This is a genomic window from Rhizobium hidalgonense, assembly GCF_002914525.1.
In the GTDB taxonomy this organism is placed as follows: domain Bacteria; phylum Pseudomonadota; class Alphaproteobacteria; order Rhizobiales; family Rhizobiaceae; genus Rhizobium; species Rhizobium hidalgonense.
Map to the genome: position 1 here is coordinate 41,034 of NZ_LODW01000139.1, position 22,924 is coordinate 63,957.

Consider the following 22,924-nt stretch of genomic DNA (forward strand, 5'->3'; position numbering starts at 1 on the left):
TCGTCGCCTATACTAGTTGCTCCAAGCGGAATTATAGCTCCATGCCTCGTAGCTTTCGATTCGGCTGCTGTCTGCAGACTTCACTTCGAGCGTGGTCAGGTCTGTGATTTTATAGGTGCGGCGGGTGCCGCAGACCGCACCCCCATTGGCGAAGACCTCGACGACGCCGCGGTCGAAGAACAATGTTAACCGTTCGAGTTTCAGCGGCGCTGAGCGGTACTTGATCTCACCATTATCCTCCGCCACCGTCAGCTCAAGCCGCCGCGCGCTGTGGGCCAACCTGAAGCTCTCCCCGTCACTGCCCCGCGCGACGATCTGAACTCCATCCAGATCACCTTCCAAAGACAATTCGACGGGGCGCCTTGGTTCGCATGCAAACTGATAAGGTGCAGTCTGTGCAAGGTTGTGGGCGCGCAGGCGCTGGCAACCCTTCTCCGGCATCATTGTCAAATTCCGTTCGGCGTCTAGGCCGAGCACGCGCGGCAGCGATAGCTCGCCGCTATAGGGCGAACCCGGCGGCTTGCGGAATTCCCAATTGAAGAGCCAGGCAAAAGCGATCTGGCGGTCCTTTGCGCGGAAGCTCTGCATCGCGTAAAAATCGGTACCGAAATCCAATTCCTGCAAAGCCGGGGTCGCCGGCATGAAGCGATCGCCCTCGAAAGTGCCAACCTGGGCGTAAAGCAAGTTGTGACGGCCGGTTTCCGGTTCGGTGTAGCCGACAAAGCCCATCACCAGGACATAGTGACCATTGAGCTCGAAGAAATCCGGACACTCCACGCAGCGTGCGCCGTGCTGGCGAAAATGCTCGGAAGCGCGATAGAGGACGGACATGAATTTCCAGTCCTCGCCATCCTCGGACCCATAGAGCAGGACGGCGGGATCACCATCGATCGCGGCGCCCAGCACCATTCGGTAAGCCCCGCACGCTGCATCGTACCAAACCTTTGGATCGCGCAAATCATGGGAGCTGCCGGAAGGACCGTCGACCAGCACCAGCTTATTGGCGTCCGGACGCAGCAGATCGGCGGATGGCAACACTCTTTTCTGAACTTCCTTGTAGTCCTTGAACAGGTCATACGCCGGCAGTCGTTCTGTGTAGTAGAAGCTGAGCTTGCCGTCCTGGCCGACGAAGGCACTTCCCGAGAAGGCCCCACCGGTGGCGCCCAGCGACCAGAGGTTCTGCTCCGGGTGCAGGAAGACCGGCAGATGGATCCAGCGGTAAAGGTCATCGCTGACGGCATGGCCCCAGTGCATCGGCCCCCATTCCGACTCGACGGGATGGAACTGGTAAAACAGATGATAGCGGCCGTCGATGAAACATATCCCGTTGGGGTCGTTCATCCAGGCCTGAAACGGCGAGAACCTGAGCTGCGGACGATTGGTATCGCTCTCATACCACTCCGGCCAGGATGTCCTCGGTCGGGCGATGACGTGGCCATCACGCAACTCCAGGAAAGTCACGCCCTTCTCAGTCACATTCTCCGAATTGAAGCTGTAGAGCAGCGGAATTTCAATTGCGCTGTCGTCCCATTCCAGCGTGAGCGGGCCAGCCGCATAATGGGTATAGGAATAGAATTGAAAACAGGGCGGCAGATGCGCGATCCGGTAAACGACGCAATCGCCGACACGCAAAACGAAGGCATCGACGGGATCTTCAGCAGCAGATTTTCCTGGTTTTTGCCGGGCCCAGATCTCGAAACGCGCACCCCGCTCAGCACTCAATTGCACCCTGGTCTTCATTCACTCCTCCTTCCGAGCGTAACGTCGTAGCTGGACTGCTTCTTTGACCTAACGCCAGGGCGCACGATCGACAGTCCGGCCACTGGGCTTCTGGCCGTTTATTGGTTCGGAATTGATCAGGGATTGGAAACAACTGCGTTAAACGATGGAGTGCCTCTAAAAGCATTCACGCTTCTGTCGATCACAACCTGTTCGTCATTGCCGGAATCCAGGACTGTATTGCGCACCGATCCATCTTGCACCAGTACCGACGTCACTTCGAGCGGCTTCAGATTGTCGGTTGACAGCAACGCGCCCACTTGCGTTGAAAAGCAGGCACTGTTCGGTGCGTCATTGATTTGCGATGTTTCGGTTGTGGCCACAATGTGATTATTGGCTATGTAATTGCCGCTACCGGAAACCAGATTAATGATCACCGGCTTTACGCCGAGGGGCCTGATATATTGAGTATCCAATGTTTCCGAAATGTGGTTCGCAATTACCGAGTTGTTACTGCCGTCAATTCGTAAAAGCCCGAACAGATCATCCAAGCCGTTGTCGTACTTCTGCATAGGCGCCCACGGCTCGCGATCTCGCAAAAAGTGATTTGAGGAAACCAAATTCTCGCAGCAATTATCAGCAAAAACCAACATTCCGGGATAAAAGGAATGGAATCTATTTCCTGTGACCGAGGAGCGCACCACGCCGGAAAAATAGACGCTGCTAGCGCCTCGAGGGAATATGTTGTTTGACGATACCAGAATGCCACCGTAATTTTCCGCGTAAATGGAATGTCCCCGATATCCGGCTCCGACGAAATTATTCGTTATTCTCGAGGCCTGGCCCATACCCTTTAATTCGATACAGTTGCCGCATTCAGCAATGAAATTGTTATCTATCGCGAGCGCATCAGCATCATGAACAGTAACGCCGTGCTCCAGATAGATAAGACCCATTCCTGTTATTCGGAATGAGTCATTGGCGCTGCCGACAAGGATGCCCGTTTTGCCATTCTTGTAGGTATTTTCTGGATCATCTTGCCCCGAACCGTCGTCAGCGAAGTGCAGACCATCGATGCAAAAGTCAGCAAACTCCACAGAGCTTATGCGGGGACTTCCGGTGCGCTTAACATAAAACGCGGCTCCCGCAGCCTCACCGTCAGTGGCCTCTGGAGACAAGTCCACAAGGATGCGACTGCCGCCCGGCCACACTTCGTGCCAGTGCTCCAGCTCGCTTGCGGGTGTGTTGAACCGGATGCTCGACGACGTAAAACCATGTCCAGAGCCCATAATTTTCAGAAAGCTCACGTCTATAACGACCTGAGTGACAAGACGATAGTCGCCTGGCGGGATATAGATCACTGCTCCAGGTTTTCCGCCATCATTTAGGTCGGAAACCGGTTGCCTGCTTTTAATATCTGCAATGATGCTATTGATGACCGCTCCAATGTCCTCGTAGGGGTTCCCGACGGGATACTTCGTTGCGTCGTAATAGTTTTCACGAACCATTGTTCGTTGCAGGCGATCGGGGGCGATTGATCGGCTAGTCATTGTTGGTTTTCTCCTGGCAATGCCATCACCAGATGCTGGTGCGGGTGTCCGGTTCAAAAAAGTGAAGTTCTTCGGCATTGACAGCGATGCGCGCGATGTCACCTGCGCGTACCGTGCTCTTCGGAGAAAAACGGGCTACAGCAGCTTTTTCGTCGCCGATGTCGGCGACGGCGTCCGGGTCGCCCGCATCCACCCAAGGTGCGTCGATATTCAGATGCACCATGGATTCAGAGCCCAGCGCCTCGACAAGAGTGACCGCGGCCGAGATCTCGGCCGAAGAAGGCCGGATTGCGGCATCGTTCATGTGCTCTGGCCGAATACCGACAACCACCTGACGGTTAGACGTACCCTTCAGCGAGGGGCGGCGTTCGAAAACCTGGTTGGGAATGTCGAAACTGTTGCTGCCCAGGGTCAGCGTCTGTCCATTGAGAACGGCCTCGTAGAGATTCATCGAGGGCGATCCGATGAAGGCGGCGACAAAGACATTGTCAGGACGATTGTACAGGTTTTGCGGTGTGTCGACTTGCTGCAGCACGCCGCCTTTCATGACAGCGACACGGTCACCCATCGTCATCGCCTCGACCTGGTCGTGGGTCACGTAAATGGTAGTGACATTCAGTTTTCTTTGCAGGCTGGCGATCTCGGCGCGCATCTGCACGCGCAGCTTGGCATCAAGGTTCGACAACGGTTCGTCCATCAGAAAAGCCGCCGGTTTGCGGACGATTGCTCTTCCCATGGCGACACGCTGACGCTGGCCTCCGGAGAGGAGCGCCGGTTTGCGGTCGAGCAGAGCCGTCAGTTCGAGGATGCGTGCGGCTTCGTCCACGCGGCTGGAAATCTCGGACTTCGGAAGGCCTGCCATCAGCAAAGGAAAGGCAATGTTCTCCCGCACCGTCTTGTGCGGATAGAGCGCGTAGGACTGGAAGACCATGGCAATGTCGCGATCCTTGGGATCGATATCGTTGACGACCGTATTGCCGATCCTGACTTCACCGCTGGAAATGCTCTCCAGGCCGGCGATCATCCGAAGTGCCGTCGACTTCCCGCATCCCGACGGACCGACAAACACCATGAACTCACCGTCCTTGATGTCGAAGTTGAGATCATGAAGAGCGTGAAAGCTGTTTCCGTAAACCTTGTTGATATTGCGCAGTTCTATATCGGCCATGTTTGTCTCCTCATCCCTTCACAGCGCCGAACGTCAGCCCGCCGACAATCTGTTTTTGAAGTGCGAGTGTTACGATGATGACGGGCAGTGAATAGAGCACGGCCGCCGCGGTCATCGCTCCCCAGGCAAGCCCATAGACCGAGTTGTATTCGGCAATGACGATCGGCGCCGTCTTGGTCGTTTCAGACGTCAGCAGCAGTGCGTAGAGAAACTCGTTCCAGCTGGTGATGAAGGTAAAGAGCGCGGTCACCGCGATCCCGCCCGTCATGATCGGAAGGATGATCTTGCGAAAGGCCTGGAACCGTGTGCATCCGTCCATGCGCGCGGCTTCTTCGAGTTCCTTCGGCACGCTCTCGAAAAAAGCCGACATGAGCAGCAGCGCCAGCGGCACAGCAGCCGAGCTGTGAGCGAGAACCAGGCCAGGAATGGTGTCGAGCAGGCCCATGGACTTCAAAAGCTGGAACAGAGGCACACCGAGCGACACCGACGGCACCATGCGGGTGACCAGAGCAAAGAGCAGGAAAAGTGTCGTGGTTCGGCGGCGATACTGGGTGGCGACATAGGCGGCCGGCACGGCCACCACCAGCGAGAGCGCGGTCGTCAGCACCGCCACTGTGAGGGAATTGACGAAGGCCTTCGGCAAAGTGGACGATTGCAAAACCTCGCGAAAATTCTCGAACGCTATGACGGCGGGAAAGAACCTCGGGGGGATCTGCTGGACATCGGCCGCCGGTTTGATGGAAGTCATCAACAGATAGATGTAGGGCAGCGCGTAAGACAGCACGAGCACGAGGGCTGCGGCGTTAATCAAGGCTCCGCTAACATTGGGGCGGGACACTCTATGCATGGGCCGGCCTCCAAATCTTCCAATAGGCAATCCCGGCCAGAACCATCATGACGCATAGGAACAAGGTGCCGGACGCCGATGCTTCACCGAGATCGCCGAAACGAACCATCCTCTGATAGATGTTCATCGAGAACACTTCCGAAGCGTGATTGGGGCCGCCTTGCGTCTGTATCCAGATGAGGTCGAAGGTCTTGGCCGCATCTACACCGCGCACGATGACGATGACGGCGATAACGGGACGCATCAACGGCAAGGTGACGTGCCAAAACCGCTTGAACGCATTCGCACCATCTATCCGCGCTGCTTCGAGCAAGTCTTTCGGAATGTTCGTCAACCCGGCGTAAGACACGAGCGCGACAAACGAGGTCGTCAGCCAGATATCGGCGAAGGAAACAGAATAAATCACGATGTCCTCATCGGACAGCCAGGCGATCGCATCGGGGTCGCTGATAATACCCAGATGGACAAGCCCATAATTAAGAATGCCAATGTTGCCGACCAACAGAAAGCGCCACAGCAGGCCGGCGACGATCGGTGGCACCATCAGGGGCAGCGTGAACACAGTGCGATGCCAGCGCGATTGGCCAGGAAGTGCCGAAAACAGGAGAGCGGCGCAGAAGCCGAAGGTAAACTCGAAGAACAACGCAAAGACAGAATACTGAATCGTTCTCAGTGCGCTTTCGGCGACGCGCCTAGAGGTGAGCGCGTCGATATAGTTCCTCAGCCCGACCCACTCGCGTATGTGGGGGGTGATGGTGTCGACCTTGAAAAACGAATCGAACACCAGCAGCCCAATCGGGTAGGCGACCAGCAGGCCCAGAATGGCAAGCGCCGGCGCAAGCATGTAAAGCACAAATCGGTCTTCACCCGACATGGCTGTCTCCGAACTGATGAAATGCGGAGGATTTCTCCTCCGCCGACGTTGAGGATAGCGGGTTAGTTCAGGATGTCCTCGATCGTTTCTTTGGCATCCATCAGGATCTTGCCGACATCCGCCTGACAGGTCAGGGCCTGCTGCACGGCCGGAAGGACCGCTTCATCAACGATTTCCTGATATTTCTCGTTCATCGGCCGACCTTGGGTCGCAGGCGCACTGAGCGTCTCAAGCAGCGGCGTGAAGTGCTCGTAGCCGGGCTTGCCGGCGTAACTGCGATAGGCGGAATTCGTCGCGGCGAGGCCAAGCGGGGCTTCGATGCCCAACGCGTTGTTGGCGATTGCAAAAGCGATGAACTTCTTCGCTGCTTCCTTGTGCTGCGAGGTCGACGGGACGACATTATACCAGGGACCGGGAATGGCTACGATTCCTGCATCGCCGTCGAGCATCGGAGCGACGCCGACCTTGCCGCTGACCTTTGAATCCTCGGGCGTCATCTTGTAAGCGTGCGCCCAGAATTTCATCATCGCCGTCTTGCCCTGATAAAACAGGTTCTGCGCCTCACCCCAACCGATCTCGTTGACGTTTTCCGGGACGGAATGATCGGTGCAGTGCGGGGCAATGTAGAATTCCAGCGCCTTCTTGTGCGCCTCGTTGTCGATGATGACCTTGCCGTCCTTGTCGAGGATCACGCCGGGCGAGCCCGCCTGCAGCACATGTGCCATCCACTCCTCCGAGAAGGTGCCGATGGTGTCGGTGCCCCAGAAGTCAATCTTGCCATCGCCATCAGTGTCGCGCGTAAAGAATTTAGCCATATCGCGCCATTGCTGCCAGGTCTTGGGCGGAGCAAGGGGATAGCCGTACTTCACCTGGAAGGCCTCCTTTTCCTCGGGCTTATCGAACAGATCCTTTCGATAGAAGACAATCTCGGCGTTTGCCCATGCCGGCATCCCGATGAGCTTGTCTCCGACCTTGGCGTCGGCGAGCAAGGCAGGCGGCAGGTCGGAGCGAACAGCCTCGGTGAAAAGGGGAGAGAGGTCCTCGACATGTTTAGCGAACTTTGCATTCCAGACCACATCGATTGTCACGACGTCGAAAGCGGATGAGCCTGAGGCAATCTCGGCCGAGAATTTGTCGAATACGCCTTGATAAGGAACGACAGTAAATTTCACCTCGATGCCGGTTCCGGCGGTGAACTTCTCGGCCACGGCCTTCTGGAGCATCTCGCCGCCGCCCTCCACCAGGACATTGATCGTTTCGGCTCGGGCGGAGGCCGCCATGAACACAAGCGCAAGCGCGCTGGCACTAAATAGTTTCTTCATCGTTTCCTCCCTGTTTAGGCCCGCGCCACTCACCGCCAGCCTGCATTGCCTGAACAATAATCGCGCTATGACGACGTTGTCAATCACCATTGTCGACGTTGTCAGAGAAAAATGTCGACGTTGTCATGCGTCTGGGTTAGATATGAGGCCGGATAGGAGATTCCACCGGCATGGTCAGCATTGTCAGCGTCGCAAAAGCAGCAGGGGTTTCGAATAAGACAGTTTCTCGGGTCATAAACGGTGAGCCCTATGTAACCGAAGAGACGCGGGAGCGCGTGGAAAAGGCCATCCGAGACCTCGGTTACATCCCCAATATGGCTGCGCGGCTGATACGTTCCAGCCGGTCGAACACCTTCGGCATCATTACGGACTATGTGTCCACCACGCCTTATTCGGTCGACATCGTGCGCGGGATTCAGGATTGGGCAAATGCGAATGGAAAAACCATCCTGATGGCCAACACAGGCGGTTCTTCCGAGCGGGAGGCGGAGATTTGGAAAATATTCCAATCCCATCGCATTGATGGTGTTCTGTATGTGACGATGTACCACCGCATTGTCGACCCCGAAGCGGGCGATGTCAGCATTCCCACCGTGATGATCAACTGCAGATCGCAAACGAACGAACTCCTGCCATCGATCGAGCCGGACGATTTTCAGGGAGCGCAGGATCTCACCCGCTATCTGATCGAACGGGGGCACCGCAGAATTGGATATATCAAGCTCAATCCCGTTCTGCTGGGCGCCGAACTTCGCCTGAAGGCTTTCCGTCAAACCACGGGGGAAGTCGGACTTGGAGAGGACGATCTCTCCATTCGTCTTGGCATGGAGGGACCGGTCGGGGCCGAAGAGAACTATGTCTTTGCCGCGGCAACCGAAATGCTTCGACAAAAGAATCGTCCCACCGCAATTATGAGCGGGAACGATGAGATGGCGATTCAGGTCTACATTGCGACATTGGCGCTGGGATTGCGAATTCCTGAGGATGTCAGCATCGTCGGTTTCGACGACTTTCGGACGGTTTCAACGGCATTGAAGCCCGAACTGACGACAGCCGCTTTACCCTATTATCACCTCGGCTTTCAGGGAGCCGAATGGTTGAACAACGTGGTGGCCGGCGGCAATGTTCGACCGAGCACTCGCGTCATCTCCTGTAAGCTGGTCGAGCGCACATCCGTACGTTCGGTGTGACCCCGCTTGTCGTCAGCCAAATTGTTCCACCAGGAAATCGATCACCGTCCGCAACATCGCTGTCGGCCGCCGGTTCGGCGGGTAGATGAGGGACATCGGCACCGGCCTGTAGGACCATTCCGGCAGCACCTGCTCGAGCCGTCCTTCTGTGATATCGGCGGCGAGGAGCAGTTCCGGCTGCAGCACGATTCCGGCGCCGCTGAGCGCTGCCATGCGCAGTGCTGCCCCCTGGTTGGTCGAGAATTTTCCGGAGATCAGCACGTCGCGCATTTCGCCGTCCGGCCCGACCAGGTGCCAGCGATCCTGCAGGCGCCAATAGGAGTGGCCGAGGCAGAGATGGTTCGTCAGCGCCTCCGGCGTGGCCGGGCGGCCATGGCGGGCAAGGTACTCCGGTGAGGCGGCGAGGATCCGCCGATAGGGCGTGAGCGGGCGGGCGACCAGGCTGCTGTCCGATAGCGGGCCGATGTGGATGCCGAGTTCGAAACCCTCGCCGACGAGGTCATGGACATTGTTGTCGAGCGACAGCTCAATGCTGACGTCGGGATAGGCGTTCTGGTATTCGACCAGCGTCGGCACCAGGATTTGCGTGCCGAAGCTGACGGGCGCCACCAGCCGAAGCCGGCCACGCGGCGCCGATTGCAGCTCGCTCGCCGAAGCCTCGGCCAGCGCCACTTCGGCAAGTGCGCGCTTGCAGCGCTCGTAGTAGAGCTGGCCAACCTCCGTCAGCTGATGGCGCCGCGTGGTGCGATGGATCAGCTTCGCCCCGAGCCGGGTCTCGATCGTCTTGATGTGCTTGGCAACCATGGCGGGCGACACATGCGCGATCTCCGCGGCGGCGGCGAAACTGCCATTGTCGATGACCCTGACGAACATCGCCATGCCGGCCAGCTTGTCCATGATTGCCTACCTGTTGGTTTCGAATGACGACACCAGCAGCTTATTTATCAACCTAGGAATTTACAACATAGTCCCCCTGCCCGCGCCACGGCGACGGACATTCCCACATGATCAAGGAGAAAAACGTGCCCATTCTTCACCTGCAGATGCATCCCGGCCGCACCGACGATCAGAAACGCGCCTTCGCGCGCGAAATTACCAAGGCCGCGGTCGAAACCCTGGCGTGCCCGCCGGAATCGGTGGAAATCCTGATCTCGGAGATCGCCAAGGATTCCTGGGCGGTCGGCGGCAAGCTCAAATCGGAGGCCTGAGAGGCCGGCAGTGTCGACGAGAGGGCTACCTGGCACCGCGGCCATGGTATTGGCCGCAGGGTCGGGAGCCGGCCCGCCGTTGCTGAAGGTCGTCCTTCCGCAATCGGGAAGTGCTGCCGCATCATCTGTGCAGCGCTCGAGAGTTGTGGCATAAGTGAGCCATGGCGATACATGTCTTGGCGGTCCATCGCGACACGGTCGGGACGGAACAGGCGGCGGGCGGTTCGCTGGCAGCCGCCTATTCCGTGGGGGTTTTCTGCTGGCTGCTGTCGGCCAGCGTCTATATCGCCGCGAAATGGGTTTCTTCGGAGATGCCGCCCTGGGCGCTTTGCTTCTGGCGCGTGCTGATCGCCTGGGCGATCCTGATGCCGATCGTCGCCCGGCATTTCGGCGCCATGGCCGCGCTGGTGAGGGCTCGCGGCCTCGAGCTGCTCGCCATCGGCGGTATCGGGCTTGCGATCTGCCAGGGCCTGATCTTTGTCGGGCTCCACCATGCCGATGCCACCACCGCCGGCATCATCATCGCCCTGATCCCGATCATCACCATGATTCTTGCCCGTTTCATGCTGGCTGAGCCGATGGGACACTGGCAGGTGATCGGATCGATCCTCGCCTTTTTCGGGATCGTCGTCATCATCATCAAGGGCAGCCCGGCGGCGCTCCTGCGTCTCGACCTCAATCCCGGCGAACTGTGGATCGTCGCTGGCGCCTTTTGTTTCAGCCTCTATACCGTGTTGCTCCGCCGGGCGAAATTCGATCTCAATCGCCTTGCGCTCCTGGTCCTCCTCCTCGGTGCGGCGGTGCTGACGGCGCTGCCCTTCTACCTGTTTGAGCTTATCTCCGACGAGCGCTCGACGCTGAACGCCAGTGGCCTGATTGCGCTTGGCTATGTCGCGATCCCCGGCGGCGCGATTATGTATTATCTCTTCAATCGCAGCATCGAGGCCCTGGGGGCGGCACGGGCGGGCGTGCTGCTTTACATCCAGACGATCTTTATCGCCGTGCTCGCCTATCTCTTCCTCGGCGAACAGCTGCAGCGCTATCATCTCGAAGGCGCAGCACTCATCGTTGCCGGCTTGCTTCTCATCATCCTGCTGAAGCCAACGACCGGAGCGGAGGCGACCAAAGCCTGAGGACGGGCGCAATGGCTCCCGTGACCGCTTCCGGCGGAAATGTTTCCTTACGCGCTTTCAGCACCTGTCACGGAAATCAGCCGGGTTGCGACGGCGCAGGCGCTTCGCCGGCTATGAGGCCGAACATGCGAAAGTCGTGGAAGACGCCTTTGAACCAGGCCTTCTGGCGAAGCGTGCCTTCATATCGGAATCCGGCCTTTTTCCAGAACCCGGTCCGATGCCGCGTTTCCAGACAGGGTCCAGGCCTCGATGCGATTGAGGGAGAACTGCTCGAAGCCGCATCGGCTGACGGCCGTCACCGCTTCCGTCATCAGCCCTTTTCCCCAGGCTGACGGGTGCAGCTCGTAGCCGATCTCGGCGCAGTTGGAGTGCCTTTCGATGCTGTTGAAGCGGATCGCTCCAAGGTAGCGACCGGAAACGCGATCTTCCATGATCCAGGCGCAGCCCTTTCCCTTGGCATGGACTTCGCACATCCATTTCATCGCGCGCTTGACGTGGGGCCGTGCCGGTGCTTCCGGCCAGCTGGAAAAACGTGTCACCTCCGGCATGAGCAGCAGCGCGTGGAGATCGTCACCGTCGGCGAGATCGGGTGCGCGCAGCTTCAGCCTGTCGGTGACGAGCAGGGGAAATTCCTTGTTCTTATGCTTCATGGCAGATCAGGCCAGCTGTGATTTTCGATAGGCTTCGACGATCTCTTCGAGCGGCACCCCGTCCAGCATGGCGCCCGGCATGCTGCAGTTGGAGAAAGCGACGCCGGAGAGATTGATGTTCTGAAACCGCGAGCCGGAGAGGTTCACGTCATTGACGAACCAGCCGCTCATGTTGCTGTCGTTGAATCTCGCGCCGGAAAAATTGATCTGGTTGAAGGATGTGCCCGAGAGATTGGCATCGTTGAACCGCGATCCCGACAGGTCGGTATCGTTGACATCAAGCCTTTCGGTCATCCGGTGAAGCTTCATCTCTTCGCCTGAGATCGAGAAGGAAAGCGGCTTTTCCGCGCCGTCCTGGCCGAGTGCCGCGGAGAGCGCGTTCCAGTCTCTCACATTGAATTGTTTGGCGATCAGCTCAAGGCAATCGCTGTGGGAGAGGTCTATGTTACGATCTCTCAGAGCCTGCCGCAGGGCTTTCGCCATGCCTTTGATACCATGCGTTCTCAGCATCCCAGTTCCTCCAGGCAATCATTGCATCAGAGCTCACATTGCTGACCGATTGCCGCAAGGGCTGGACATCGAACGGTATCATTTCAATGCAATTCACCATGCCACAGGTGGCGTGAGCGGCAGGCTGCACAAGGCCTGGGTGTATTTCTACATGCCATTTTCGCGCTGTCAATGAAGCCTTACACAACGAGGGTTTCCTTGTGCGGGCAAAGCTTGTTGCTTGTAATTTTAACGACTTTGGGGACGAACTGAAAACAGCCTTTCTGTAGGCTCGCGGCTTTGGAGCTGTGCGATTGATCACAACACCTCACTTTACCTACGCGGTCATCCTGCTCGGTCTCTTCGTCGGCTTGGCCGAGGCTTATTCTTTAAGCAACCTGTCGCTCCAAGGAATGGATCGGAGCCGCTTCACCTACGAGACCAGGAATTGCTACTATCCGAAGTGTGACCCTATGATCGTGCATGATAAATGGCTCGACGAAGCACTCGCAAAAGCACAGCCACGCAGTCATTGACGAGCGGGGATGATTGACCGCATTTGACTTTGTTCCTGCGTATAAAACCGCCCGCACGGTGGCCACGGTGCGAGAGGGACAGCACTTCCAAAGAAACGGATAATCCGCTTGGTGTTTTCACGGTGCAGTCAAGGCAACACGATATACAGTCCACTGAATACCGATTGTAGAAAGCCACAAATGCTGCGCCTGCCCCGTATCCCCAAAGCCGTGCTATTCGACATGGACGGTTTGATGTTCGATACAGAAGCTCTGTATCGAGATGCGACGATCACGGCCGCACGAAATGCAGGTTTCGAATTGCCGCTGTGGGCCTATCTGGAAACCATTGGTTTGCCGGCTTCGAATGTCCGCGACCTCCTGTTGGCCCGGTTCGGCAAGGATGCCCCTTTGGAGGATTTTTGGAGGCAGGCTTCGGAACTGTTCACGCAGATGGTGCAAACGGATTTACGAACGAAAACTGGCCTGCCGGAAGTTCTATCGTTGCTCGACGCGGAGCGGATCCCTTCGGCCGTTGTCACTTCATCGAGCCGGATAGCAGTCGAGGCGCACCTTTCGGCGGCCGGGTTACAAGCCCGGTTTCAAACCATTGTTGCCTACGGCGATTACATCTGGGGAAAACCGCATCCCGCTCCATATCTGCTGGCGGCCGAGCGGCTCGGCCTGCCCATTGCCGAATGCGTTGCCCTTGAAGATTCCCGAAATGGGGTTCTCTCGGCATCGAGTGCCGGCGCGATGACCATCATGGTGCCCGATCTGGTTCAGCCTGCTGCAGATCTTCTTGGCCATTGCGCATGTGTGTTGGCGGACCTTCACGCCGTTCGGGACTTGATCGCAAGCAGCTTGACACTCGAGCAGGGACGGCGCGGGCTTTGATCAGGCAATGACGCCGCTCGGATTTTGTTTCATCATCTCCGCATAGGCGTCTGCCATCCTCTCGGTCTCTTCGAGATACGGAATTGCGGTCGTGCGAGTGCGAACCAGATCATAAAGCTTGGCAATCGACGGAAACTGCATGCACACGGCTTTGCGGTCGAGGTATGCGACCCAAAAACTCAGATAGAAATCCGCAAGGGAAAATCGAGTTCCCAAGACGTAAGGACCTCTTTGAGCCAGTCTGGTGTTCATCACGCTCAATCGGCTCAGAACAAGCGACTTTGCCAAATCCTGAATTCCTGCGTTGTCTTCGCTTCTCAGGGAAAAGCGGTGTGGAAAATGGAAGCGCTTCATCTCAGATTGTATATCCCCGGCGACATGGAATATCGCGGAGAGAAAATGCCCCCTGTCCGGGTCGGTCGACGTAGGAGCCAGTTCCGTGAGTCGGTGCCGGTCAGCCAGGTACAGCATCAGTGCAGCGACCTCATAGAGTGCGTCGCCTTCTGGGGTAATCAGCACCGGGACTAAACCGGCCGGGTTTATGGCGAGGAATTCCGCGGAACGGTGCTCGCCATTGAGAATGTCGACTTTTCTAAGTTCGTATTTGATCTTGCCTTCTTCGAGAACCCATTGAACGAGCGGTGCACGGGTGAAGTCACCACCATAAAGAATGTACATCGGGCTCTCCGTCGTTGACGACACGTTGCCAATGGTGAGCGATTCCGAGTGAGGCCACCCAGAAGGTCGTACCGGGATCAACTATAACGGCTTGCTGAGCCGATTGTCTCCTTGGTCAATGGCGGTAATCGGGCGCATAGCTGCCAAGGCCGCAAGGGTTGTTGGCGTGCTCCCAGTGTCGGCCTCTATAGCCGCTCAAAAATCAGAATTGGCAGAAAACGGGCCTTTTCCATTCACGATTCGCGGTTTATCGCTTGCCCGCGGGCCAATGTGGGGCCATTCTTAGGTCGGATCCTGGCGGTGCGGTAAGACGAGAGGTCAGGCCCTGCAACGCTCAATCTCGACCTCGAAGCCTTAACGTGGCGCCTTTGCTCGACCGATCCCCGAGCGAGGAGGTTGTCCATGTCCACGCCCTCAGTCGACCATCCGCTGCAACCCGGCGACCGGGTTCCGAACGTTGTGTTTGATGCGATCTCCTGCGAGGGCAAGATCGCCCTTGATGATTTCCGTGGCCGCAGCCCATTGCTGATCGGCTTGTTTCGAGGCCTGCATTGCCCGTTCTGCCGGCGCCATGTCGCGGCCATGGCCTATCTCAACCCGATGCTGCGTGAGAAAGGCGTCCAATCCCTGGCGGTGGTCAACACCCCGGTCGAACGCGCGCGGCTCTATTTCCGTTACCATCCGATACCCGATCTTCTTGCTGCTTCCGACCCGGTACGGGCTTCGCACCAAGCCTTCGGCTTACCCGAGATCGGGATCGACGCCGCCATGGCGATACGGATCGATCTTCCGGGCGAGTTGCCCGAGCCCATGAGCGTGATGGACATGGACGAATTTCTCAACGAGAAGGAAGGATATCAAGTTACGGAAGCCGACCAGCAGATGATGACTGCCGACCATGGGCAGCTTGTCGGTCAGTTCCTCATCGACCGGGAGGGCATTGTACGCTGGAGCTTCACTGAAGTTCTGGAGCCTGGGTTCCAAACATACAAGGCACCGAATTCGCAGGAATTGATGTCGGTCGCTTCCCAGGTCGCACATTGACGGCGAAAAAATCGCTCGACGACCACCGTCGAGTGGAGGCTCGATCGGCAGTCGCCGGTTCACTTCACCATCAGGTAAGGAACTGAGAAGCCGTACCTGAGAGCTAATGCGTTCGACCGTTCCCGTAATCCCTTATCAATGTCATGTTCGCACATAGTCGTAGTTGCAGTATAGTCTGCGCAACGTATAGTATTTCCTGGATTTTTGGAGGGAGTAAATGGCAATAGAAAATTCCGGAACCTTAGCGTTGCTTATCGATGGCGATAACGTTTCGTCAAAGATCGTCGTTGGCCTCATGCCTGAGATTGCCACCTACGGAACGGCTAGCGTCAAACGCATCTACGGTGACTGGACCGGCCCCAACCTCAAGGGCTGGAAGGAATGCCTGCTCGAACATTCCATCCAGCCAATTCAGCAATTCGCCTATACGACCGGAAAGAACGCGACCGATGGCGCAATGATCATCGACGCCATGGACTTGTTGTATACGGGTCGTTTCTCTGGATTCTGCATTATCTCCAGCGACAGCGATTTTGCGCGGCTGGCGGCGAGAATCCGGGAACAAGGTGTTACCGTCTATGGGTTCGGTGAGCGAAAGACTCCTCGCCCCTTCATCACTGCCTGTGACAAGTTCGTCTATTTCGACGTGCTCAATGCTCAGGCTGCGCAGGCGGAAGAAGCGGCGGCCCCGGCCCAAAACCCAGCTCAGGCCAAACCTGCCGCCGCGAAGGCGACGCCTAAAAAGGGGGGCTTGAATAAAGCGGCACGCGACATGCTGACCAAAGCGATTGTCGCAACTGCCGATGAAGACGGCCGAGCCAATCTGGCTCAGGTCGGCGCACATCTGGCGAAGCAAGCGCCCGACTTTGATGCACGCAACTACGGCTTCCCCAGGTTAAGCGATCTCGTGAAGTCTTCCGGTATCGTCGATGTCGAGCGAGCACCTGACAACCCGAAAACAATTCTAGTTCGCCTCAAGAAGGCTTAGCGGCACGCAGAAGCCACCTGACATCCTATCACTGGTTCAATTCTGCGCAATTCAATGCGACTTTTGAAATAAGGACTATCCTTGCGCGCTCGAAGGCAGGTCCGGCCACCGCTCACCAGCTCCCTGCTGGACGACGGTGAGAGCGGCAATACCCGCCTCATCGGCCGCGCGCAAAAGCGCTTGCTGGAACTGCTGCGGTGTGATTTTGCCGCTGATGGCGTCGACGCAGGCTTTTACGGCGGCGACATATTCCTCGCCGTCATCGAAAGGCCAGTCGTTGAGCAGCAGATACGCGGCGTCACCCAGCGTTCGTACGATCCTATGAGATGCCGGACTGCCCAAAGAAAGGCCGACCGGCGTGAATGCAGACGACGTATTCCAGCACATTGTCCTCGACCCCTCAAGGAACGGAGAACGCAATCCCCATCTGCAATATATACGCGTATTTTGTAATTGGGAATTGAAATTTATTTTAACGACACTGCTTGAACGCGAGGCTGCCGAAAGACCCCTCCGACAGACGCGTCCTGGACTTCATACGGTTGACAGGCCGGAACGGATCTTTCATCTGGAGCGCCAAGCGCCAGATCGGGAGCCTCTCATATGACCCTTACCATACGCCCCGCAACGCCTTCGGACGCGGCAACGATCCTGCGGTTCGTCCGCGAATTGGCCGATTATGAAAAGGCGATCGACGAGGTCGAGGCGACCGAGGAGAGCACGCGTGCGGCGATTTTCGGCGACGATTCCGTCACGCATGCGCTGATCTGCGAACGCGACGGCCAGGCGATCGGCATGGCGGTCTATTTCTTCAGCTATTCCACCTGGCAAGCGAAGAACGGCCTTTATCTGGAAGATCTCTACGTCACGCCGGAGGCGCGCGGCTCAGGCGCCGGCAAGGCGCTGCTGCGGCGCCTGGCGCAGATCGCGCTGGAGAAGAGCTGCGGCCGCTTTGAATGGAGCGTGCTCGACTGGAACGAACCTTCGATCCGCATCTATGAGGCGATCGGCGCGGCGCCGCAGAAGGAATGGATCCGCTATCGCATGGCGGGAGAGACGCTGGCGGCGTTTGCCCGCGGCGAAAGCCTTTCCGGGCTAGATTAAAGATTCACGGAGCAAGGCCAGCGCAGTCCGATCGCTCCCTCACCGCAACTCAGCACGAGCTCGAAAAATCCAGCCGGCCGAGGCATCGGAGCAGACGACGAAGGTCGAGTCCTCTTGCGCCATGAAGGCGACGTTGCCGCCGGCTCACGCGCGTTGATGCCATCGCGGCGGTTATGGACACCGCCCTGCCCGCTGCCGATCGCGCTGCAAAAAATTGCGGTGAACACCTGGGACGCGCAGGTCTACCAGGTAGTGTTCTGGAGTGGTGGCGGCCGGCACGATCGCCGGCGGGCCGATCGGCGACGCTGCCTGTAAAGACAGTGACGCAGAGCGGCCACGCACCGGCACGCCAGGCCAGCGTGTCAGCTGGCACGCATGGAAAGTTCGATATCCCCAGCGAACGGTGTGGAGATATAGCCGTTCGCCGGAGAGCGGACGTGTTCGAGATATTCCGGGCAATCGTCGGCATTGTCGGCGATGACGAGTGCACCTGGGCGAAGGCGCGGCTCGAGCAAGGCGAGAATTTCAGGGTAGAGCGCTTTTGCGCCATCGAGCAGCACAAGGTCGATGGTCTCCGGGAGATCGGCGGCAAGGGTTCTCAAGGCGTCGCCTTCGCGCATTTCGACGAGGTCGATCAGGCCGCCTTCGGTCAAATGCCGCCGTGCCCGCGCCACTTTCGAAGGCTCGAATTCCGTGGTGATCAGCCGGCCGCCGCCGTTGTCGCGGAGCGCGGCGGCGAGATGAAGCGTCGATATGCCGAACGACGTGCCGAACTCGACAATGTCTTGTGCCCGCCTGCTGCGCGCCAGCATATAGAGAAGATTGCCCGCCTCGCGAGACACGGGCAGCCAGAGGTCCTTCAGGCTGGTGTAGAGGTCGAGATATTCGGTCTTGCTTGTCACAAGGCGCAGCCGTTCCTCGCCGGACATGCTTGAGAGAGCCGGGCTTGTTGCCGAGGCGGCCTCTTCGAAGAGGCGAGCGAGCAGCGGTGCGAGCGGTGCGTTTGTCAGTGTTGTCATCGTCGAAATCCTTGTTGGCAATGTCTCTTGCGTCGCCATGGAAAATACGAATAATTCGTCGCATTCGCTAATCGCATTGCGGATCGTCGAGATGAGCAAGGTTACAAGCCCCCGGATTTCTTCAAGAAAGTCGCCGAAGCAGGAACGCTCAAACGACCTCGTCGGCGCGATCCTTCAGGCGGCTGTTCGCGTTTTAGCGGAAGAAGGAGCGCATCGCTTCACCACGGCGCGCGTGGCCGAACGGGCCGGCGTCAGCGTCGGTTCGCTCTACCAGTACTTTCCCAACAAGGCGTCGATCTTGTTCCGGCTGCAAAGCGAGGAATGGCAGCAGACGACCGATATGCTGGCGGAAATCCTTAGCGATCGGACGAAGCCTCCATTCGAAAGGCTTCGATTGCTGGTCCATGCGTTCCTGCGCTCGGAATGCGAGGAGGCATCGGTTCGGATCGCGCTCAGCGATGCCGCGCCACTCTACCGCGACGCTCCCGAGGCGGAAGCCGCAAAGCGCGCGACCGAGCCGGTCATGGAGGAATTCATGCGCGAGGTGCTGCCTGCAGCATCGAACCCGGTTCGCAATGTCGCCTGTGACTTGATCATGACGACGCTGAGCACGGTCGGCCAGGATTTCTCGGCAACGCCGAGGACGGAGGAGGAGATCACCACTTTCTCGGCGGCCATGGCGCAGATGTTTTGCGCGTACCTGCAGAGCCTGGTGAACCAGCCCGATTACAACCGTGAAGAGTATTGATATGTGGTATCAAAGGGCAGCGATGCAGCCGCTTCCCCCATGGGGTGCCGCTGATCTGGATATCGCATGCGATCTCCCGGCAATGTGTAAGATCTTGCCGTGTCAGTCTTCATCAGCACTCGCCCGCTCTTGGCGCATAGTCAGCGGCGCGCTGCGGCTTCCTCACCGCAACTCCGCAGTAACCCGAAAAATCCCGCCGGCCGAGGCATCCGAGCAGACGACGAAGGTGGAGCCCTCTTGCGCCATGAAAGCGACGTTGCCGCCGGCTTCGCAGGGGGTGGCGCTCCATTGCAGGATGATGTCGCCATTGTCGGGCAGTTTTTCCGTGGCGATCTTCGTGGCACTGGCCATCCATTCCGTCGCCGACGGCAGGTGGACGGGGGCGTTCAGCTGTTTCGACAGCCAGGCGGTATAGTTCTGCGCGACGGCGAGCGGCACGTCGTCGGCGGGCTGCTCAGGGCTGTCGGCATAGGCCTGGGCGGCGGCGGGATCGGAATTGGCGGTGTAATATTGCGCCATTTCGGCGCGGGTGACGGCCTTGGTCTGCATGCAGAAGGACTTGTCGATCTTCACGGCGCCATTGGCAACGCCGAGCATGCCGCCGAGCTCCTTCATCGAGGCGGTCATCAGCCGGACATTATCCAGCGAATAACTGCCCGCAGGCACGGTCTCGAAGGCAAGGGTCGGCGAGACCGGGCAGAAGCCGCGCGCCGACAGCGCCTCGAGATCGGCAAGGATCGGCTGGTAGGCTGATACCGCGAGCTTGTAGGCCTCGGCGCTGTAGCGCCCGTCGGCCTCGCCGATCTTCGGTGCGAGGGCGGCAAGCGTCGGATCGGCGGCCCCGGCGCGAGTGGCGATCGAGGCGTTGAGATCGGTGACTTTCTGCTTCAGCGCGGTGGCCTCGTCCTTCGCCGCCATGACATCGGCGATGAGAGCGTCGAACAGTTTGGCGGCGTCGCCATAGCCCGAGGTCGCGACGGGAAGCTGCCATTGCTCGGCCTTGGCCTTGGCCTCGGTCATCAATCCGCTCGCCTTGGCGACATCGGGGCTGTCGCCGGCGCCGATGCGATTGACGGTTTCGCGTTTGGCCGTCGCGTCCTTTTCGGCCGCCGTCAGCGCGGTCAGCGCCTTGGCGAGATCGTCGTAAGCGGTTTTCGCGGCGTCGTAATTGTCGACGGCGGCGTGCATCTGCTTGGCGCTAGCACCGTCGGCGGCGGCCTTCATCTTGACGTCGGCCTCGGCAAAAGCCGGCGCCTTGTCACCGCCGGCAGCTGAAGCGGCTGATTTCGCCTTCTCGGCGCCCTCCTTTGATATGGCGATCAGTGCATTGCCAAGATTGATGGCGGCGGTCTGGTAGCCCGGAAGCGCCTTGTCGTAATCTTCGTCCTTGAGCAGGGCATCGGCCGACGTCAGCGCCGCAGCACCCGTGTCATAGGAAAGTTTGGCCTGGTCACTGGGCGGGCGCTCCGGCGCCTTGGCGGCGATCGCCTTCTGTTTGCGGCTTTCGGCTTCCTTCTTCCAGGTGCCGACATCGGCGACGAGTTTCGGATCCGGGCGCAGCAGCTTGGGGATGGTGACCACACCGACGCCGACGCAGATCAGCAGCAGTGCTGCGATCATGGAGATTTTGACAGGCGTCCACTTTTTCGGTTTTGCCGCCTCCGGCTGCTGCTGCATGCCGCCGCGCGGATCCCACGCCATCGGCTGGATGCCTGTCGTTACCCGTGTGTATTCGCCGAGTGCATCGGCGCCGGTGCGCGGGCGCCCCGCCGGGTCGCGGCTCAGCATCCTTTCCACAAGGCTTGCAAGGCCCTCGGGAAAACCGGGGATCAGCACGTCGAGGCGGGGAAAGACATTGGAAGGATCGAGATGGATGTTCTTCCAGCTCTGCTCGCGCTGGTGCTCGTCTTCCCAGACCATGACGCTGTCGAAGACGCTGGCATAGGTCTGGCGCGGCAGGAAAAGCTTGTAGGCGATCATGCCCATGGCATAGATATCGAGGGCCGGTGAAGCGGAGAAGGTGCCGCTGGCATAGATCTCCGGCGCCCCGAATTCCGGCACATAAGGCGGGATGATGTGTTCGCCGATCTTCGAGATCAGGTGCAGGTTGCCGATCCGGACCGACAGGCCGGAATAATCCTCGGAGACATAGATGCACTGGTCCGTCAGGGCATTGTGGGCGTAACCGGCGCCGTGCAGCGTCGCCAGGCCTTCGAGGATGTGGCGGCCGATCTCGGCGGCGCGCTCATAGGCCACCATTTCGGTTTCGTCGAGATACTGGCGCAGCGTCTTCGATGGCCGCTTCTCGACGATGTAGAAATTATCGTCTTCCGGCGAGGGCGGGATGAGGTCCTCGATTTCGACGAAGCGCCGTGCGGTCAGGGACTTGGCTTCATTGATCGAGGTCCAGACCCGCTCGAACCGCGCCTTGTCGAGTTTCAACGCCACATCGGGGGCGACAATGAAGACCGCATGGTCCATCCGCTTGTCCTGAGCGGGATAGACGATGAACTCGTTCTCATAGACCGGCTCGCCGATCGTGTAGCGGGCGATCAGATCACTTCTCATGCACGTGTCCCCCTGCATAACTTTCCATGAAACCGAATTCCTATTCGCCGGCCAGAAGCGGATCGCCGATCAGGCCTGCGGCGAGCAGCAGGCCGGTCCTTGTATCCCTGAGTGCGAAGGCAAAACGGGCATTGGCGACGACGCGAACGAGTTTCGGATCGATGCTGCGTTCGGTGATCGCTGCCGTGGCTGCCGCCGCCTCCGTGCCGTTTTCGTCAACCTTGATCATGGTCTTCTGCAGGACGCGCGACAAGCGGATGTTTTCCTTGGTGAAACCCGGAAAGGCTCCAACCTTTGCCTGCTCCGGCGCCAGGCCGATCGCATTCAGGACCGGCATCAAATCACGCCCGTCGTTCAGGGAAAAGCGGGGCAAGAAGATTTCGCCCTTGGCGGCTTCGAATTTTTCCCCCTGCAGCCAGGAGGTGAGCGCCTTCAGGTCGGCGCCGCCGACGCCCTTGGCTGAGCGCGCCGTCACCACGACCATGCTGTAGCTCTCGCCTGTATAGGCAAGGTCGACGGCGGCGAATTTTTCATCGAAACGGAATTTTTGCCCGTCGCCGGCAAGATGCATCATCGGCACCGAAATCGTCGAACCGTCCGGCCGCTGAAAGGCGGCGGCTGGGCTTTCCCTGTCGAAGGAAGTCTTCCAGCGCGCCTTGAAGGACAGCGCGGCGAGGCTGACGAAACCGCCGCCGGGGGGAGCGTCGAGGATCGACGGAATGGCGCCTCTTGTGGCGTCCTTGACCCAGCCGTTGATATGCGCGACCGATGCCGGTCCGTCGAGATCCTCGATCGTCGGTTTGACGTGATGGGTGGCGAGCATGGGAAGTGCGCCGGGGACAAGCACCAGCCGGTCGTCGAAGACGATCGCGACCGCCGTCGCCAAAGGTGCATCCGACGCTGCCGGCTTCTCCGGAACCATGGCGTCAAGCACCGTCGCCGGTCCCTTCGGCTCTTGGAAACCCAGACTTTTGGCGATCGCCGCCTTGCCCTGATCCGAAGCGCCGAGGCCTGCCAAGCCGAGGGCGGCGGCAAGACTTGCCGGCGATACCATGATATTGGCCGCCTTTTCCATCGCCAGGGTGCGGTCGAGCAGTTCGACGGCAAGCCCCGCCTGGGCGGCAAGCATCGTCTTACCGTCTCCGGCATGAGCAGGCGCAAGCGTCATCAGAAAAGCGGCAAAACCCGCCAGCAGAGTGGATTTCGGCATGGT

Annotated in this window: 23 protein-coding genes; 9 read left to right on the plus strand and 14 right to left on the minus strand. The window is 58.7% G+C overall.

Annotated features, from left to right (window positions below):
• Window positions 1–12: 12 nt before the first annotated feature.
• From ATY29_RS35260 to ATY29_RS35285, 6 genes are all read right to left on the minus strand, one after another.
• A complete protein-coding gene (locus ATY29_RS35260) occupies window positions 13–1,740 on the minus strand; it encodes a GH32 C-terminal domain-containing protein (protein WP_097534275.1) in 1,728 nt (575 codons plus the stop codon).
• A 116-nt stretch (window positions 1,741–1,856) separates the two neighbouring features.
• Window positions 1,857–3,227 carry a NosD domain-containing protein gene (locus ATY29_RS35265; RefSeq protein ID WP_193550389.1) on the minus strand — a complete coding sequence of 457 codons (1,371 nt, stop codon included), beginning with the start codon at window positions 3,225–3,227 and terminating at the stop codon, window positions 1,857–1,859.
• A gap of 67 nt (window positions 3,228–3,294) precedes the next feature.
• A complete protein-coding gene (locus ATY29_RS35270; protein WP_097534280.1) occupies window positions 3,295–4,437 on the minus strand; it encodes an ABC transporter ATP-binding protein in 1,143 nt (380 codons plus the stop codon).
• A gap of 10 nt (window positions 4,438–4,447) precedes the next feature.
• Window positions 4,448–5,284: a carbohydrate ABC transporter permease gene (locus tag ATY29_RS35275; RefSeq protein WP_097534282.1), complete on the minus strand. Its 837-nt coding sequence runs from the start codon at window positions 5,282–5,284 to the stop codon at window positions 4,448–4,450.
• Window positions 5,277–6,158, minus strand: coding sequence for a carbohydrate ABC transporter permease (locus ATY29_RS35280; RefSeq protein WP_025418782.1), 882 nt, complete (start codon window positions 6,156–6,158; stop codon window positions 5,277–5,279). The genes ATY29_RS35275 and ATY29_RS35280 overlap by 8 nt, the downstream gene beginning before the upstream one ends.
• Before the next feature lie 62 nt (window positions 6,159–6,220).
• Entirely contained in the window at window positions 6,221–7,480 is a 1,260-nt protein-coding gene (locus ATY29_RS35285; RefSeq protein ID WP_097534284.1) for an ABC transporter substrate-binding protein, read from the minus strand.
• A 170-nt stretch (window positions 7,481–7,650) separates the two neighbouring features.
• Here ATY29_RS35285 and ATY29_RS35290 point away from each other — a divergent pair, with 170 nt between their 5' ends.
• Complete coding sequence (locus tag ATY29_RS35290; protein ID WP_003563645.1) at window positions 7,651–8,670, plus strand: LacI family DNA-binding transcriptional regulator; 1,020 nt, start codon at window positions 7,651–7,653, stop codon at window positions 8,668–8,670.
• Between the two features lie 12 nt (window positions 8,671–8,682).
• Here ATY29_RS35290 and ATY29_RS35295 read toward each other — a convergent pair whose 3' ends face one another.
• Entirely contained in the window at window positions 8,683–9,567 is an 885-nt protein-coding gene (locus ATY29_RS35295; protein WP_097534287.1) for a LysR substrate-binding domain-containing protein, read from the minus strand.
• Window positions 9,568–9,692: 125 nt separating this feature from the next.
• On the opposite strand from ATY29_RS35295, the gene ATY29_RS35300 reads away from it, so the two are divergent.
• Complete coding sequence (locus ATY29_RS35300; protein WP_037091259.1) at window positions 9,693–9,878, plus strand: 4-oxalocrotonate tautomerase; 186 nt, start codon at window positions 9,693–9,695, stop codon at window positions 9,876–9,878.
• Window positions 9,879–10,039: 161 nt separating this feature from the next.
• On the plus strand, window positions 10,040–11,011 hold the full coding sequence (locus tag ATY29_RS35305) for a DMT family transporter (RefSeq protein WP_097534289.1): 972 nt from the start codon (window positions 10,040–10,042) through the stop codon (window positions 11,009–11,011).
• 179 nt (window positions 11,012–11,190) lie between these two features.
• Here ATY29_RS35305 and ATY29_RS35310 read toward each other — a convergent pair whose 3' ends face one another.
• The gene (locus ATY29_RS35310) at window positions 11,191–11,661 is read right to left on the minus strand and encodes a GNAT family N-acetyltransferase (RefSeq protein WP_244597501.1); all 471 of its coding nucleotides are present in this window, start codon (window positions 11,659–11,661) and stop codon (window positions 11,191–11,193) included.
• Window positions 11,662–11,667: 6 nt separating this feature from the next.
• Window positions 11,668–12,171, minus strand: a complete 504-nt coding sequence (locus ATY29_RS35315; RefSeq protein WP_097534291.1) for a pentapeptide repeat-containing protein — start codon at window positions 12,169–12,171, stop codon at window positions 11,668–11,670.
• A gap of 293 nt (window positions 12,172–12,464) precedes the next feature.
• On the opposite strand from ATY29_RS35315, the gene ATY29_RS35320 reads away from it, so the two are divergent.
• Both ATY29_RS35320 and ATY29_RS35325 read left to right on the plus strand, forming a co-directional pair.
• A complete protein-coding gene (locus ATY29_RS35320; RefSeq protein ID WP_103671232.1) occupies window positions 12,465–12,686 on the plus strand; it encodes a hypothetical protein in 222 nt (73 codons plus the stop codon).
• A gap of 180 nt (window positions 12,687–12,866) precedes the next feature.
• Window positions 12,867–13,562 (plus strand): HAD family hydrolase, encoded by a 696-nt coding sequence (locus tag ATY29_RS35325; protein ID WP_097534295.1) that lies wholly within the window; start codon window positions 12,867–12,869, stop codon window positions 13,560–13,562.
• Here ATY29_RS35325 and ATY29_RS35330 read toward each other — a convergent pair whose 3' ends face one another.
• A complete protein-coding gene (locus tag ATY29_RS35330; RefSeq protein WP_097534296.1) occupies window positions 13,563–14,240 on the minus strand; it encodes a glutathione S-transferase family protein in 678 nt (225 codons plus the stop codon).
• 402 nt (window positions 14,241–14,642) lie between these two features.
• On the opposite strand from ATY29_RS35330, the gene ATY29_RS35335 reads away from it, so the two are divergent.
• Both ATY29_RS35335 and ATY29_RS35340 read left to right on the plus strand, forming a co-directional pair.
• Complete coding sequence (locus ATY29_RS35335) at window positions 14,643–15,284, plus strand: redoxin family protein (protein ID WP_097534297.1); 642 nt, start codon at window positions 14,643–14,645, stop codon at window positions 15,282–15,284.
• A 217-nt stretch (window positions 15,285–15,501) separates the two neighbouring features.
• On the plus strand, window positions 15,502–16,272 hold the full coding sequence (locus ATY29_RS35340; RefSeq protein ID WP_097534298.1) for an NYN domain-containing protein: 771 nt from the start codon (window positions 15,502–15,504) through the stop codon (window positions 16,270–16,272).
• A 75-nt stretch (window positions 16,273–16,347) separates the two neighbouring features.
• On the opposite strand, the gene ATY29_RS35345 is transcribed toward ATY29_RS35340, so the two are convergent.
• Window positions 16,348–16,659: a DUF982 domain-containing protein gene (locus ATY29_RS35345; protein WP_097534299.1), complete on the minus strand. Its 312-nt coding sequence runs from the start codon at window positions 16,657–16,659 to the stop codon at window positions 16,348–16,350.
• Window positions 16,660–16,875: 216 nt separating this feature from the next.
• Here ATY29_RS35345 and ATY29_RS35350 point away from each other — a divergent pair, with 216 nt between their 5' ends.
• Complete coding sequence (locus ATY29_RS35350; protein ID WP_003563626.1) at window positions 16,876–17,376, plus strand: GNAT family N-acetyltransferase; 501 nt, start codon at window positions 16,876–16,878, stop codon at window positions 17,374–17,376.
• Window positions 17,377–17,738: 362 nt separating this feature from the next.
• Here the strand turns inward: ATY29_RS35350 and ATY29_RS35355 are convergent, their stop codons facing one another.
• Window positions 17,739–18,395: an O-methyltransferase gene (locus ATY29_RS35355; RefSeq protein ID WP_097534457.1), complete on the minus strand. Its 657-nt coding sequence runs from the start codon at window positions 18,393–18,395 to the stop codon at window positions 17,739–17,741.
• Window positions 18,396–18,486: 91 nt separating this feature from the next.
• Here ATY29_RS35355 and ATY29_RS35360 point away from each other — a divergent pair, with 91 nt between their 5' ends.
• The gene (locus tag ATY29_RS35360; protein WP_097534458.1) at window positions 18,487–19,143 is read left to right on the plus strand and encodes a TetR/AcrR family transcriptional regulator; all 657 of its coding nucleotides are present in this window, start codon (window positions 18,487–18,489) and stop codon (window positions 19,141–19,143) included.
• Window positions 19,144–19,305: 162 nt separating this feature from the next.
• Here the strand turns inward: ATY29_RS35360 and ATY29_RS35365 are convergent, their stop codons facing one another.
• Together ATY29_RS35365 and ATY29_RS35370 are read right to left on the minus strand one after the other, a co-directional pair.
• Window positions 19,306–21,711, minus strand: a complete 2,406-nt coding sequence (locus ATY29_RS35365; RefSeq protein WP_097534300.1) for a protein kinase domain-containing protein — start codon at window positions 21,709–21,711, stop codon at window positions 19,306–19,308.
• Between the two features lie 40 nt (window positions 21,712–21,751).
• Entirely contained in the window at window positions 21,752–22,921 is a 1,170-nt protein-coding gene (locus ATY29_RS35370) for a serpin family protein (protein WP_097534301.1), read from the minus strand.
• Window positions 22,922–22,924: the final 3 nt, after the last annotated feature.